Source organism: Trichocoleus sp. FACHB-591, from assembly GCF_014695845.1.
Taxonomy (GTDB): Bacteria; Cyanobacteriota; Cyanobacteriia; order FACHB-46; family FACHB-46; genus Trichocoleus.
This window is the reverse complement of the sequence record NZ_JACJPA010000094.1, coordinates 53,432-67,196: the sequence shown is the minus strand read 5'-3', so window position 1 is coordinate 67,196 and position 13,765 is coordinate 53,432. Positions and strand designations below refer to the sequence as shown.

The following is a 13,765-nucleotide window of genomic DNA, read 5'->3' as shown; positions in this document are numbered from 1 at the left end:
AGTTTGACCAGTTCTTCGCAGTTTAGTACTCGTACAAGGATTAAGTCTGTGAGCCCAGAAACGCTAGTCCCACATCTTCCTGTAGAGCCAGCAGCTGCTCCCTTTAATGCAGCTGAGTTTGATGAATATGTCATGACCACCTACGGGCGTTTTCCCTTGGCGCTAGAGCGAGGATTGGGTTGCCGCGTTTGGGACACAGAAGGCCGAGAGTATCTAGACTTTGTGGCGGGGATCGCCACCTGTACCTTGGGTCATGCTCACCCCGCTTTGGTGGCCGCTGTAACGCAGCAAATCCAAACTCTCCATCACGTCTCCAATCTCTACTACATTCCCCAGCAAGGCGAATTGGCAAAGTGGTTAGTGGAGCATTCTTGCGCCGAGCGCACCTTTTTCTGTAACTCCGGAGCTGAAGCCAATGAAGGGGCGATCAAACTGGCTCGTAAGTATGCTCACACGGTTCTGAATATTAGCGATCCGGTGATCATTACGGCTCATGCCAGTTTCCACGGACGCACCTTAGCAGCAATTACGGCCACAGGCCAGCCCAAGTACCAGAAGAACTTTAATCCGCTGGTGCCAGGGTTCCACTATGTGCCCTACAACGACTTGGCAGCGCTAGAAGCGGCGATCGCCGAGTTAGACAGCCAAGAGCGGCGAGTGGCGGCAATTCTACTGGAGCCGTTGCAAGGCGAAGGGGGTGTAAATCCGGGGGATGTGGCTTACTTCCAGCGGATTCGCGAAATTTGCGACCAAACAGGTATTTTGTTGATGCTGGATGAAGTGCAAGTCGGCATGGGCCGCTCTGGCAAGCTCTGGGGCTACGAGAACCTGGGGATTGAACCGGATGTCTTTACGTCTGCCAAGGGTTTGGGTGGCGGTATCCCGATTGGGGCGCTGCTGTGCAAGTCTTTCTGCGATGTCTTTGAGGCAGGCGACCATGCCAGCACTTTCGGTGGCAATCCGTTTGTCTGTGGCGTGGCTTTAAGTGTCTGCCACACGCTGGAGCAGGAAAACTTGCTGGCGAATGTTCAAGCCAGAGGAGAGCAATTGCGGGCTGGGTTAGAGGCGATCGCTCAGCGTTATCCCACCTTGCTCGCTGAGGTGCGCGGTTGGGGCTTGATCACTGGCTTGGTGTTGCAGCCAGAGGTGGCGTTAACAGCGGGCGATATTGTGAAGGCGGCAATGGCGGAGGGGTTGTTGTTGGTTCCGGCAGGGCCGAAGGTGCTGCGGTGGGTGCCACCGTTGATTGTGAGTGAAGCGGAGGTGGCTCAGGCTTTGCAGGCGGTGGAACGGGCAATCGCTGGTTTATCAGTCTAGTTAAATCCGAGCCTTGGGGGCACTCGCCCCCAAACCCCCGCTGAGGGACGGTTGCGTCCCCCAGACCCCCTCCAAACGAATCTAAGTGTGAGTGCTTCGATACTTGGGGTTGTTACTTCTTAGTTTCTAACTTCTGGCTCCTTATCCCTTCTCTCTGTCTTCACTTTTCATCTCTCATCCTGCATCCTTTCCCTCTACGCTGGATGGAAGTAAAAAGCTGCCCCTAACACGGTGTAGGTTGCTAGGAGTAATGCGCCTTCTAGCCAGTTGGAGCGTCCGTCTAGGCTGATTAGGTTGGCGACGACGACGGCGATCGCGACGGCAACGATTTCAAAGGGGTTGAAGCTGAGATCCATCGGTTGACCAATGAACTGACCGACTAAGACTAAGATGGGGGCGACTAGCAGGGCGACTAGGAGGCTGGACCCCATCGCGACGGAGACGGACAGGTCCATGTTGTTTTTGATGGCGACGCGAACGGCGGTGACGTATTCTGCGGCACCACCCACTAGGGGCAACAGAATAACGCCAGTAAAGAGGGGGGTCAGTCCTAAGCCTGCGGTAGCTTCCTCGACGACGCCGACAAACAATTCTGACTCAAAGGCGACTCCCAGCGTGGCTATGATCAGGACTCCAATCCAGAGCGGTAGGCTGGGTTTGTGCGTAGTTGTCTCGGAGTGCGAAGTTTGAGCAGCCGTTGATTCTTCTAAATCTGATAGCCCGACTTCATAGAGATAACTATGGGTTTTAAGAGAAAACAACAAAGTTAAGCCGTAAACAATGATCAGAACTGCGGCGACGGTGAGGGAAAGGTTGGTCATCGCCGTTGGTTCAACGCCATCGGAGGTGTAGAGCACAACAGCAGGTAAGACGAGTGCGGTCACTGCTAGGGTCATGGATGAACCATTGACCCGCGCCACAATCGGTTGAAAGTCTTGCTCTTTGTAGCGCAAACCACCCAAAAACATTGATAGGCCCATCACCAAAAGCAGGTTACTGATGATGGTTCCCGTGATGCTGGCTTTCACAATATCAATCAGACCTGCCCGGAGTGCAACCAAGGCAATAATCAACTCGGTGGCGTTGCCAAAAACAGCGTTTAATAATCCACCAATAGAGGGGCCAGTAATGACAGCGACTTCTTCGGTGGCTGTGCTCAACCAAATTGCCAACGGAACGATCGCGATCGCTGAGGTGATAAACACAGCCAGTGATCCCCAGTGCAGTTGTTCTGCCGCAATGGAAATAGGGATAAAGACTAATAGACCAAGCGAAAACAGTTTTTTTACCATAAAGCCACTTGTGGCGTGGATGAGATAACGGCATTGCCAATCTAGCAGGCTAGATTAGAATATGCTGCCTATACACTTCAATTTCGTTGGTGGCATTTTCGATGATTTCCAGCCAACCCCAAATTGTTGCAGGCATCTACGAAGTTTGTATCGGTGTAGTGGACCCACTAGCCCCGATTCAGTACTGGGAGCAATTTGGCTATCAAATTGGGCAAATTGGCGAGTTAACGGCAGAAACCGCTCAGCAATTGTACGGCGTGAATTCAGCGGTGCGATCGCTGCGGCTGTACCACCAAAATGCCGATCATGGCTTAATTCGCCTCATGGTTTGGGAGCACCCTACCAACGAAGGCTTGGGTTTGGATTCTATGAAGGTGAAAGGTAATCGCTGGGCCACAAGCATGACCGCTGATGCCCTCACTTTGTGGAACCATGCCGAAGAAGCGGCTATTGCAGGATGGCCCATCCGTTACATCCAACCGCACTGGGAAGTCATCTACAACAAAGATCGCAAAAGTCACCCTTTTACGGGAGATGCGATCGGCGTGCGCGAAATGCTGCTGCTGCAACCTCTAGCCCGCCAAGTCTTGTTTCAGCGATTTGGCTACAGCCTGCCCCATTACGGCACCATCCACGAACATGCCCGCTTCCAAACCAGCCAGTTCACTCACATGGGCTTGGTGATTCAAGACGACAGCAAAACCACTCTCAAATTTTACGAAGACGTGCTGGGCTTAGTGCGCGTGCGAGACGACGTCGAAACCAGCTACGAAAGCTCACCCGCCGGACGCCAAATCTTTGACCTAGCACCCGGAGAACACTTCCTCGTCACCGCCTTCGACGAACCCCGCTCCTCCACCACAGACCTGCAAGCCGCCCGCTCCGGTAGACTCTACATCATTCGTTTTCCCGAATCTATTCCACTCCGCGATCGCCACACCCAGGCCCAACCCGGAAGCCTTGGCATGTCACTCTACACCTACCGCGTCCAAGGACTAGAAGCATTCCGCGATCGCATCCAATCCAGTTCCGCTCAACAAATCACAGCCATCATCCCCAACGAATTTGGTGAATCCAGCTTCTCCTTTACTGCTCCTGATGGTTACTTTTGGACATTAGTGGGTGGGGAAGGATGAGGGATGAAGGATGAAGTAGGAAGGATGAAAAAGGAAGAGTGAAGGGCGAGGAATCAGACGCTAAAAAGTAACGACCCCAAACTCGAAACACCTAATCATCAGCTTCGTTTGGAGGGGATCTGGAGGACGCAACCGTCCCTCAGCGGGGGTTTGGGGGCACTCGCCCCCAAAGGCTCGGATTCAACAGACTTCGCTATACCCCAAACACCCCCAACCTACCAAGGACTCCCCACCACTGTAAACGCCGCCCAATAATAAGGATGCGAGAGATCCTCATTCTGCCCTGCCAGTTCTGGAGGTAGCGAAAACGGTCCCCTAGAACTGCGTAACTGACCATTTTCAATCCGCACCTGCTTCTGCAATAGCGAGATCTGCACTTGCCGCAAAGCCTCCGCCTTAATCGGAGCCGTTTGTAGTTGGCGATAAAACTCACTCATCAAGCTTAAAGTCCCTCTATCGCTGACATACCACAAACTCGCGATCGCCGACTTCACCCCCGCCTGCACTGCCAACCCCGCAAACCCCAACTCCGCATTGCGATCGCCAATTGCCGTTTTGCAGGCACTCAGCACCAACAAATCCACCGGAGGCTTTTGCCACCGCAACTGCTGCATTTCGTTCAGCTGCAACTTGTCATCCCACAACTGGATGTAGGAATGGCGAGGAGATCCTGGTTGAAAGTCAGCGTGAGTTGCCAAGTGAATAATTTTGAAAGCTTGACTGGTGCGTTGGCGCTGCAAATTCGCCAAAGTGAAGTCTTGATTGAGAAAAAATCGCCGAGATTTAGTATTCCGAGCCACCAAGAATAACTCTACGGGAACGCTTGGCAAAGGGATATGCTCCTTAAAGCTAGAAGCGCCCATCGCTAAAACAGGTGCCCTACGAATATCGCTGTAGAGAGTATCCGTCAAAGTAAAAGCAGGAATCCGGGACAGACTGTACTTCTCGACTAGAAACTGCTGCCCATCATGTAGCGCTGACAAGGGTAATGTGCGCAGCCCTACCCCTAAGCAAAAGATCAACGTGTCGATTTTTTGAGCAGCCAACTCTGCTTCTAACGGCGCAATCATCCATTCATAGAGTTGCTGGGCGGCTGGCAAATACTGATTGCTAGGCTTGAGGCGAGGGTCAGCGATCGCTAGGCTAAACTGCTTGACCTTGGGCAACAACACAGAAGCAGGAGCCGCTGCAACGCGTTTCTGCACTGACGGTTGCCCAGGGGTAATGAGCACCAGTTCTAGTTGTTTAGCTCTGGGTACAACATAGATTAGAGCTGGCTTTTTGCCAGTCTGCGTTGCTAGTTGACCGAGAGTTTCGGCTACATCTGCCGCCGTAATAGTTGGGTCTGGAAAATTGACGCGAAAGTAATCTTCGTATTGCTTTTCCCAAGTTTGTTCAATCAGAGGGACTGCCTCTGTTACCCTTCCTTGGTCAAGCGCAGTATCTAGTGGAGCGGCATGGACAACAGAGGCGAAGAAGAGGGAGAGTACCAGACATAAACCAATGCGGCGAATCACTTGCTTCATGACGACCTCACTCTGAAATTGGGAAGGTGGCTCCTGCTAAATAGTCGGCAAAGTGCTGTTTGAAGTAGAGCCAAGAAGTAACATCTGACTCATCTTGCGGAGATTGAGGAGCTGATTGGTAAGCGGGAACTCTAGTGTTGATCTCTGACTGTAGCTGTGGTGGCAACCCAGCCAAGCCACCTACCTTGCTACCGTAAGCACTGTAAATAAGCTGACCAGGGCGATCGCCCATCTTCATCCAGGGTAGCCAAGGCCCAATGCGATCCCAACCGAGGTGCAATTGAGAAACCGAATTGAGTTCAGGATTGAGCAGCTCTGCCAAAGGCACCGTAAGTTTGAACAGTTCCGCCGCTTGATAGATAGCTTGAGGGCTGTAGTCCCGAAACCGATCGTCTCCCGCTAGAGGGTTGGGATAAGTTGGGAACAAATCAAATACGAAGGTGGCAATTTCACCATCCACTTGGGCTGGAAACTGACCTTGAAAGTAACCTTGCACCGGGTTGTTAGCGACATGCATTACAGGCAATGTCTCACCCGTCCAAGGATTGTGCCATTGATGCAAAATCTCGTTGGTGTTGGGGTCAAGGTAGTAGGTTAGCTCTCGCGAGACAAAATCCCAGACTCCTTCCTGCTCTGCTGGGATACAGCGGCTGACGCTCATACCCACCATTTTGAATAGGCGTTGCCGTTTCTCTCCGGGAATGAAGGCATAAATTGAGCCTGCCCAAGTTAACCAGCTTTGTTCCCTCGCATCCAGAGAGGCCCGTACTTTGACAAAAGCCTTAGCATCAAACTCTCGAACTTCAGCAACCATGAATTTTCTCCTGGAATGCTTTAGTCTCAAGTTAGCTCATGCTTGGTCGATCGCTCTGCTAAATCTCTGAAGGATCTACGCCTAATTCTCGTAATTTCTCGGCCAAGCGATCGGCTCGTTGCTGCTCTTGTTCGGCTCGTTGCTGTTCTTGCTCGGCTCGCTGTCGTTCCGCCTCCGCCGATTCTTCTGGCGTGGGTACTAGCTGGCCTTCAGCCGTAAAGAAGCGCAACTGAGCTTTATGAATGCCCAAAAATAGCTGTAATTGCTGACTCCAGAGCAAACCTTGAGAATTAGGTTCTAGAGGTTCATAGCGGCCGTCTACCAGGTGAAAACCAGCAAATTCTAGGCGTTCCGGGTCGAACCAGAAATAGTCTGGGGTCCGAAAGATATCTTGATAAATTTGCTTTTTCAACCCTCGGTCGGTATCAGCAGTAGAGGGCGATAGCAGCTCCACGATGATGTTGGGATATTTGCCGTCTTCTTCCCAAACTACCCAACTTTTCCGAGGTTTCCGCTCAGTGCCAAGGACGACAAAGCAATCTGGCCCCCGGAATTGCTCGGACTTCCGCTGGCGAGGGCTGTAATAAATGGTGAGATTGCCTGCCGCAAAATAATCGTCGCGTTCTCGCCAGCACCAATCCAGGCACTTTAACAGCAGCAAGAGTTGTTGCAAATGCAAATAGCTTTCCAAGGGTGGCTCATCACTCAGCAAGTCACTGGGGGGAAATATAACATCCTCTAGTGCATCTTCTGGCGTGCCCAAGTTAGGTGCATAAGTCATGGCAGCGGTGGCAACTCTAAGCTTAGTTTAGCCAAGTTTCTGATGGGTTCCGGCTCATCCTTACCGAGTCGTGATTTCCCCTAGGCGATCGCCCGTTCTATTGGAGACAATAGAAGGTAGAGATTTTGATTCAAGTTCCCGCCTGACTTCAGGCATCTAGTTATTGCATCCAACGACCTATGAAACTCGAAGAAATTCTGCCGCAACTGCAAGCGTGGTTTCTGCCAGAGGAGCACAAAGAGCGAGACTTGCCCGGAGGCGGGCGCTGGTTTTTTGTGCCGCACCAAATTATTACGCAACGGCTCAATGCGGTCTGCCCTGGTGAATGGAGTAGTCAGTATAGCGACCCGATTACGACAGGCGACTATACCGTGATTCGCTGCGAACTTACTATCTGTGGGGTCACGCGCACTGGCATTGGCGACGACAAAACCTTTCCAGAGATGAACGATCGCGGTAAAGCCAAAATCATTGGGACACCACCTGTGCGCGCTTTTCGTAACGCCTTCAAAGATGCAGCCGAGCAGTTTGGCCTGTGTGCTTACCTAGATGAGCAAAAGGGGCGGCAAGGCAAGGAATCTTTTATCCGCTACATGCAGGGAAAAGGCGATGGCAGAGCCGCTAAGTTTGCTTTGGAGAACGGTTGGAGCGGGGAGCCTACGCCGATCGCAGAGGGTCCGGTGGGTCGCGAGCGGTTGATGCAGGAAACTACTCACGAGATGAAGCGTTTGGGCTGGACTGAGCTTCAGGGCCGTAACTATCTCAAGCAGCAGTTTGCAGGTAAGGAGACTCGCTCAAAGCTGACTAACAACGAATTGAGCCAATTTCTGGCCTACCTGAAGTCCCAAGTTCCAGCAGCGATCGCCAAAACAGCGTAGCTATTCTCGACCTGGCCAGTGGCGGATCACTTCTGCGACTGACCAAGCTTGGGCGATCGCCCCTTGGGGATTGTGAGGGGCATCGCCATCAAAAATTTCGGAAATCGAACCGAGGCAAGCTTGTTGTTGCAGGTGATCAAGCAATGGTTGCCAGTCAAAAGGTAAGGGTTCGCTGTCCTGGGTGTCGAAGAAGCGTTCCCAAGCTCGCACAAAAGGACCAATTAACCAGCTCCAAACGGTGCCTTGATGGTAAGCACAATCACGAATCGGTTGGGGTGCCACCCCTCCTGGTTGACCCAGATAGTACCCCACGTAGTCAGGATCAGCGGGGTCGAGGCTGCGTAAGCCATAGGGAGTGAGTAGGCGATCGCGAGCCACTTGCAACACTTGACGCGCCTGTTCTGCTGGGAAGCCGCAGTGGTGCAGAGACAACGCCAGAACCGCATTGGGGCGGATTTTGGGGTCTGGGCGATCGTCCGGTTCAATGGTGTCGTAAAAGTATTGCTGCTCGCGATTCCAAAACTGCTGCAGCGACGCTTGGACCTGATCGGCATGTTGGCGGTAGCGCCGAGCTTGGTTAACCAACGTCTCAGGATTAGTAACAGCCTCTTTATCTAAGCGTTCAGCCCACTGGCTCGCCCAGCGCAGAGCTGAGTACCACAAAGCATTGATTTCTATCGGCTTGCCCCGCCGAGGTGTAATCGGCTTACCCTCAACTACCGCATCCATCCAGGTGAGGGCCACGCCGGGAGCATCCCAGGTGACGAGGCCATCCGCGGCATCCACCCGGATGTTGTAGAGTGTACCTGCAATAAAAGCTTTGTAGATTTTTTGCACCACTGGGTATTGTTGCGCCAAGAATTCCCAGTCTGCGGTTGCTTCCAGATAGAGACCAAGAATTTCAATCCACCACAAAGCAGCATCAATGCTGTTGTAGGAAGGCTGCACACCCACGTCGGGAAAGGCGTTCGGAATCAGACCCAAGTGGCAATAGTGCCCAAAAGTTTGCAATAAGCCTTTGGCTAAGTCAAAACGTTGCGTTGCCAAGGCTAAGCCTGGTAGGGCAATCAGCGTGTCCCGTCCCCAATCGTTAAACCAGGGATATCCAGCAATCACAGTTGGGCCTGTAATCGAAGCGCGATACACCAAAAATTGGTCGCCTGCCCTGAGTAATTGATGCCACAAATGGCTCGCATCGCTAGGTTTTAACTCAGGCGGTTTTTCTGGGGGAGTGGAGGTTAGAGCTTGAGGAGAGGAAGGTAGAACCGCAGCAAAGTCGCGGGCCAGTCGCTGTTGCTCGGCTTGAATGGCTGCTGTGAACAAAGAGTGATTGAGCAAAGGCAGCTCTGATTCTGGCCAACCGACGCTAGCCTCTAGGGTTAACTGATCACCGGGTTGCAGAACCGCAGTCAAATACCCAGGGCTGTAGAGGTCTTCGTAGTCGGCTAGTCCGCGTTGGGTTTCTGCTGGGTAGTGGTAGTTCCAATACCAGAGGCCATCGGGTTTATAGTTGCCTTGCGTCCAGCGTAGATGCCACGGTGTGCCTACCATACCAGGACGAATCGCTTGCAACAGCAGTTGTTGCTGCCCCACAATTTGGGAAAAACGGACTTCCGGTTCGGCTCGTTGTTGGTGGTGAAAATCGCGATCGCCAATCAAAGGCCGCAATCTTAGTGTTGCTACCTCACTGCCTGCATAGCTGTATTGGATCAAAGTTTGGTGTCTAAAGCGAGATGACGTATTGCCCTGGGCAAGAGATGACGTGGAGTCGCGATCGCTAACCCAGCCATAGGGCAAGATCAATCGGCGGGTGAGTTGCCCAGGAAAGTCTCCCCAAACCCAAGTTGGAACGGGGTCCACCGTAAAAGATTGCAAAAGTTTAAAGCCCTGAGGAGCAATGGCATCGTTTAACCAATAATGCGTGCCTAAGGCAAAGACCTGTCCCGCAATCTCCAAACTTGCTTCAATGTGAGAAAGGAGGAGCGTGCGTTGGCTAGGCGGATCGAGGGCGGCAAAGAGCCAACCATGATAGGTGCGAGTATGAGCATCACAAACGGTTCCACTGGCAAAGCTACCTAATCCATTCGTTAGCAGCCATTCCCGTGTATCTAAATCATCCATGCTGCTTAAGTTTTTATACCTAGTGTATGGCCTTCCCGCTGGATTGTCTGCGGTCTGATGGTAAAACCCTAACCTAAACGTTCTAGACGTTGTAGAGAAATCTTGCAGCTTGCCACTTCAGCCTTAGAGAAACTACTTATGGCATTAAAATAAAAGTCGGACTCAGCACCTGGGCAAGCTTCAACTTTGAAACCCGCTACTAGATCAAAGCCATGAGAGACTTTTTGGTTAACGTATCTCGCTACCCCACCTACTTCATCAGTATTGGTTTGGGAGTCTTCCTAAATGCTGTCAGACCTTTAATCCCTCTTTTTAAGAAGCCCACCACCGCGATCGCCTTGACAGGCATCTTCGTCGCAGGCTTGGTCTTTCTCAGTCTGACGCTCCGGGCCATGCTAGGACTAAGCCCTGCATAAGCACTTCATTTCTCTGGAGAGAGGTTGACTGCTCAACCCCTGCCTAAATTAGAAGTCTGTACCGAACATCTGCCCTGACACGAGGCTCATGTTTCGAGTACGGACGCAGTAAAATGTACGTCTCGCTTTCGAGTTAAAGAGCAGGTTTGTTATGGCTACTAGTCGTCGCGTCTCTCGCGTTTCAGAATTAATTAAACGAGAAGTCAGCCAAATGCTCCTCTCTGGCATTAAAGATGACCGAGTGGGTACGGGTATGGTCAGCGTCACCGACGTAGACGTATCGGGCGATTTGCAGCATGCCAAAGTCTTCGTCAGCATTTATGGCAGCGATGAAGCGAGAGAGGAGACAATGGCGGGCCTGAAGTCAGCGACAGGCTATGTTCGTAGCGAATTAGGACAGCGGGTTCGGCTGCGACGCACCCCAGAAGTGATTTTTGTCGAAGATCGCTCCATTGAGCGCGGCACCCGTGTTCTCTCTCTGATTAACCAGTTGAGCCAGGATCGCAAGCCTGACGATGCAGGCGCAGAAATTGACCAAGACGCAGACGACTGGGAGCAAGATTTGGTTGGAGCTGAAGATGAGGATGAGGATTAAAACCTTTGGTCGGATCTAGCGTGACTTCTCCATTGCCCAACTGGGAGAGCTTATCCCTGGCTGAGCAAGTGGCTCAGATGGTTGTTGTCCGAGCCTCAGGGTATTTGTTTGACCATCAAATTCAGTATCCCGTTTGGGAGCCTCCCGCTGCCACATTGCAACACTGGGTGCAAGGTCTGGGTGTAGGTGGCGTGATTTTGTTAGGTGGGAGTGCCGCCGAAATTGCTCTGCGATCGCAACAACTCCAGGACTGGGCGCAAATTCCCCTCCTAATTGCCGCTGATATTGAGGAAGGGGTAGGGCAGCGCTTTTCCGGTGCTACCTGGTTTCCGCCCCCGATGGCCCTCAACGCGATCGCCCAAACTAATTTAGCCCAAGCTTTGCACTATGCCGAGGCGATGGGAGCTTACACGGCTCAGGAAGCGCTAGCGATCGGCCTTAACTGGGTGTTGGCTCCAACTGTGGATGTCAATAACAATCCTAATAACCCAGTGATCAACGTCCGGGCATTTGGGGAAACGCCAGAAACGGTATCGAAGCTGGCAACAGCGTTTATTCAAGGTGCTCAACAGCATCCCGTTCTGACGGCTGCTAAACATTTTCCAGGCCACGGCGACACTGCTACAGATTCGCACCTAGATTTGCCCGTTCTTACGCATTCTGAAAAACGTTTTGCTGAGATTGAACTGCCTCCTTTCAAGAGTGCGATTGCGGCAGGTGTCGATGCGGTAATGAGCGCTCACCTGCAAATCCCTGCGTGGGATGCCCAGTTTCCGGCGACGCTCTCCCATCGAATTCTGACTCAAGAACTGCGGCAAAACTTAGGCTTCGAGGGCTTGATTGTCACCGATGCCTTGGTCATGGGTGCGATCGCCAACCGTTATGGCGTGAACGAAGCTCCAGTTCTAGCAGTAGAAGCAGGCGCGGACATTTTGCTGATGCCGCTTGACCCTGCAGGTGCTATCAAAGCGGTATGTGAAGCCGTAGAAACAGGTCGGATTACGCCAGAACGCATTCAAGCGTCGGTAGAACGGATTTGGCGGGCCAAGTTCAAAGTTTGCTCCCCGATGCCCGAAAGCGCTGACATCACCCACGCTTGGGAAAATTTACCGCCACCGCCAATTCAGTTAGAGCAACTCTCGACACCAGAGGCGATCGCCACCGTCAATGGCATCCTCCAGGACTCCATGCAGATGCACCTGCCTAAAGAGTTGCGTCTGAGTCAGCCCAGTGAGGGCCAGTTACGCAATGTTGTGATTGTCGATGATGCCTTAGCTGCTGGTGAGTTTTTAGAACGATATACCCCGGCGATCGCCCTACCCCAGAACAAGGGTTATCACTTGCAATTGGTAGATAGTCATACTCCAGCGATCGCCTTTGAGTCTCAACTCACAACTCCTCAACCAACCCTGCTGCAACTATTTATTCGTGGCAACCCGTTCCGGGGCAGTGCTGGACTGACTCAGACAGCGCAAGATTGGTTTAAATTTTTGCTGGAAACGAATCAACTCCAAGCATTGGTGATCTACGGCAGTCCTTATGCGGTGGAGAAATTTATCCCCCAGCTTCCTGCTGATGTACCCTATGTCTTTACCTACGGCCAAATGCCTGCCGCCCAAGCGATTGCTCTAGACGCTTTATTCCACCCGCAAGTCTGAGGGCACCCCTCTCCTACAAGGAGAGGGGACGGGGAAGCGGTTAAGCACCCAACCAGCGGGCAATGTCTTTGGCGTGGTAGGTGAGGATCAGGTCAGCACCAGCGCGCTTAAAGCTGGTCATGGTTTCCATCACGACTTTTTCTTCGTCGATCCAGCCATTGAGCGCTGCGGCCTTCACCATCGAGTATTCACCGGATACGTTATAAGCTGCGACAGGCAAGTTGCTTGCTTCTTTAACGCGCCAGATGATGTCCATGTAAGCCAGCGCAGGCTTCACCATCAGCATGTCCGCGCCTTCGGCAATGTCCAGCTCAATCTCCTTGATCGCTTCACGGGCATTACCAGGGTCCATCTGGTAGGTACGGCGATCGCCAAACTGGGGTGCAGAATCAGCCGCATCTCGGAAGGGGCCATAATAGGCAGAAGCATACTTGGCGGCGTAAGAGAGAATCGGCAGATCTTGAAAACCCGCTTCATCTAAGCCTTGCCGAATCGCTTGCACAAAGCCATCCATCATTCCAGAAGGCGCGATGATGTCAGCACCTGCTTTCGCTTGGGAAACCGCTGTTTTCTTCAGCAGCTCTAAAGTAGGATCATTCAGCACCCGTCCACTCAAATCCCCCACTTGCAAGTAGCCGCAGTGACCATGAGAGGTGTACTCGCACAGGCAAGTGTCAACAATGACGATCAGGTCAGGGACTGCTTCTTTGACCGCCGTTGCCGCTTTCTGGACCATGCCACACTCATGCCAAGCCCCGGTTGCATCAGTGTCTTTGTCCGCTGGAATGCCGAACAGAATAATTGCAGGAATGCCCAAGTCATAGACTTCCTTAGCTTCCTCAACAATTTTGTCGATGGAGAGTTGGTAAACGCCTGGCATGGAGCGAACTTCCTGAGCGATCGCCTCTCCCGGAACGGCAAACAGCGGGTAGATCAAATCGCTGGTGGTGACAATGGTTTCACGTACCATCCGACGAAGCTGAGGATTGGCACGCAAGCGGCGAGGGCGATGGGTCGGAAACATAGCGTCTACTAAAGGTAAAAATTTAGAAAAACCTACCTGGCTTAGCAACCTCGTAACGAAAGGTTAGCTAACTCTCAAATTTCTCAACAGTTTACTAGTTTAAGGCTTGTTGCTTGCCCACTCACAACTCAGTAACTTTCTGTAAAACTCCGGATTTTAAGCAAACAAAATAGGGGCACAGCATGCTGTGCCCCCACAATCGATTTA

12 protein-coding genes are annotated in these 13,765 nt (G+C 52.2%); 6 read left to right on the top strand and 6 right to left on the bottom strand.

All coding sequences use genetic code 11. The features are described from left to right. Positions 1-48: 48 nt before the first annotated feature. Positions 49-1,317 carry an acetylornithine/succinylornithine family transaminase gene (locus tag H6F90_RS17385; protein ID WP_190553592.1) on the top strand — a complete coding sequence of 423 codons (1,269 nt, stop codon included), beginning with the start codon at positions 49-51 and terminating at the stop codon, positions 1,315-1,317. Between the two features lie 194 nt (positions 1,318-1,511). Here H6F90_RS17385 and cax read toward each other — a convergent pair whose 3' ends face one another. Beyond that, positions 1,512-2,609, bottom strand: coding sequence for a calcium/proton exchanger (gene cax, locus H6F90_RS17380; protein ID WP_190553591.1), 1,098 nt, complete (start codon positions 2,607-2,609; stop codon positions 1,512-1,514). 101 nt (positions 2,610-2,710) lie between these two features. On the opposite strand from cax, the gene H6F90_RS17375 reads away from it, so the two are divergent. After that, positions 2,711-3,745 (top strand): VOC family protein, encoded by a 1,035-nt coding sequence (locus tag H6F90_RS17375; protein WP_190553590.1) that lies wholly within the window; start codon positions 2,711-2,713, stop codon positions 3,743-3,745. A 215-nt stretch (positions 3,746-3,960) separates the two neighbouring features. Here H6F90_RS17375 and H6F90_RS17370 read toward each other — a convergent pair whose 3' ends face one another. From H6F90_RS17370 to H6F90_RS17360, 3 genes are read right to left on the bottom strand one after another with little or no spacing between them, the layout of a single operon-like run. After that, on the bottom strand, positions 3,961-5,271 hold the full coding sequence (locus H6F90_RS17370) for a CHAT domain-containing protein (protein WP_190553589.1): 1,311 nt from the start codon (positions 5,269-5,271) through the stop codon (positions 3,961-3,963). A gap of 7 nt (positions 5,272-5,278) precedes the next feature. Further along, positions 5,279-6,085 carry a DUF1838 domain-containing protein gene (locus H6F90_RS17365; protein WP_190553588.1) on the bottom strand — a complete coding sequence of 269 codons (807 nt, stop codon included), beginning with the start codon at positions 6,083-6,085 and terminating at the stop codon, positions 5,279-5,281. A gap of 58 nt (positions 6,086-6,143) precedes the next feature. Continuing rightward, complete coding sequence (locus tag H6F90_RS17360; RefSeq protein WP_190553587.1) at positions 6,144-6,866, bottom strand: Uma2 family endonuclease; 723 nt, start codon at positions 6,864-6,866, stop codon at positions 6,144-6,146. A gap of 179 nt (positions 6,867-7,045) precedes the next feature. Here H6F90_RS17360 and H6F90_RS17355 point away from each other — a divergent pair, with 179 nt between their 5' ends. Further along, positions 7,046-7,744 carry a hypothetical protein gene (locus H6F90_RS17355; RefSeq protein ID WP_190434903.1) on the top strand — a complete coding sequence of 233 codons (699 nt, stop codon included), beginning with the start codon at positions 7,046-7,048 and terminating at the stop codon, positions 7,742-7,744. Here the strand turns inward: H6F90_RS17355 and H6F90_RS17350 are convergent, their stop codons facing one another. Then, a complete protein-coding gene (locus H6F90_RS17350) occupies positions 7,745-9,865 on the bottom strand; it encodes an amylo-alpha-1,6-glucosidase (protein WP_190553586.1) in 2,121 nt (706 codons plus the stop codon). It lies immediately after the preceding gene. A 212-nt stretch (positions 9,866-10,077) separates the two neighbouring features. On the opposite strand from H6F90_RS17350, the gene H6F90_RS17345 reads away from it, so the two are divergent. The 3 genes from H6F90_RS17345 to H6F90_RS17335 all read left to right on the top strand — a co-directional run bounded on the left by H6F90_RS17345 (position 10,078) and on the right by H6F90_RS17335 (position 12,534). After that, entirely contained in the window at positions 10,078-10,281 is a 204-nt protein-coding gene (locus tag H6F90_RS17345; protein WP_190434895.1) for a DUF751 family protein, read from the top strand. A gap of 151 nt (positions 10,282-10,432) precedes the next feature. After that, positions 10,433-10,876, top strand: coding sequence for a 30S ribosome-binding factor RbfA (gene rbfA, locus H6F90_RS17340; RefSeq protein WP_190553585.1), 444 nt, complete (start codon positions 10,433-10,435; stop codon positions 10,874-10,876). 20 nt (positions 10,877-10,896) lie between these two features. After that, positions 10,897-12,534, top strand: a complete 1,638-nt coding sequence (locus tag H6F90_RS17335; protein WP_190553584.1) for a glycoside hydrolase family 3 N-terminal domain-containing protein — start codon at positions 10,897-10,899, stop codon at positions 12,532-12,534. Positions 12,535-12,574: 40 nt separating this feature from the next. Here H6F90_RS17335 and hemB read toward each other — a convergent pair whose 3' ends face one another. Beyond that, positions 12,575-13,558 (bottom strand): porphobilinogen synthase, encoded by a 984-nt coding sequence (hemB, locus tag H6F90_RS17330; RefSeq protein WP_190553583.1) that lies wholly within the window; start codon positions 13,556-13,558, stop codon positions 12,575-12,577. Positions 13,559-13,765: the final 207 nt, after the last annotated feature.

Coding starts and splice junctions, on each gene's coding strand:
- cax (WP_190553591.1), bottom strand. CDS start 2,609: ATGGTAAAAAAACTGTTTTCGCTTGGTCTATTAGTCTTTATCCCTATT.
- H6F90_RS17370 (WP_190553589.1), bottom strand. CDS start 5,271: ATGAAGCAAGTGATTCGCCGCATTGGTTTATGTCTGGTACTCTCCCTC.
- H6F90_RS17360 (WP_190553587.1), bottom strand. CDS start 6,866: ATGACTTATGCACCTAACTTGGGCACGCCAGAAGATGCACTAGAGGAT.
- H6F90_RS17355 (WP_190434903.1), top strand. CDS start 7,046: ATGAAACTCGAAGAAATTCTGCCGCAACTGCAAGCGTGGTTTCTGCCA.
- H6F90_RS17375 (WP_190553590.1), top strand. CDS start 2,711: ATGATTTCCAGCCAACCCCAAATTGTTGCAGGCATCTACGAAGTTTGT.
- H6F90_RS17345 (WP_190434895.1), top strand. CDS start 10,078: ATGAGAGACTTTTTGGTTAACGTATCTCGCTACCCCACCTACTTCATC.
- H6F90_RS17350 (WP_190553586.1), bottom strand. CDS start 9,865: ATGGATGATTTAGATACACGGGAATGGCTGCTAACGAATGGATTAGGT.
- rbfA (WP_190553585.1), top strand. CDS start 10,433: ATGGCTACTAGTCGTCGCGTCTCTCGCGTTTCAGAATTAATTAAACGA.
- H6F90_RS17365 (WP_190553588.1), bottom strand. CDS start 6,085: ATGGTTGCTGAAGTTCGAGAGTTTGATGCTAAGGCTTTTGTCAAAGTA.
- hemB (WP_190553583.1), bottom strand. CDS start 13,558: ATGTTTCCGACCCATCGCCCTCGCCGCTTGCGTGCCAATCCTCAGCTT.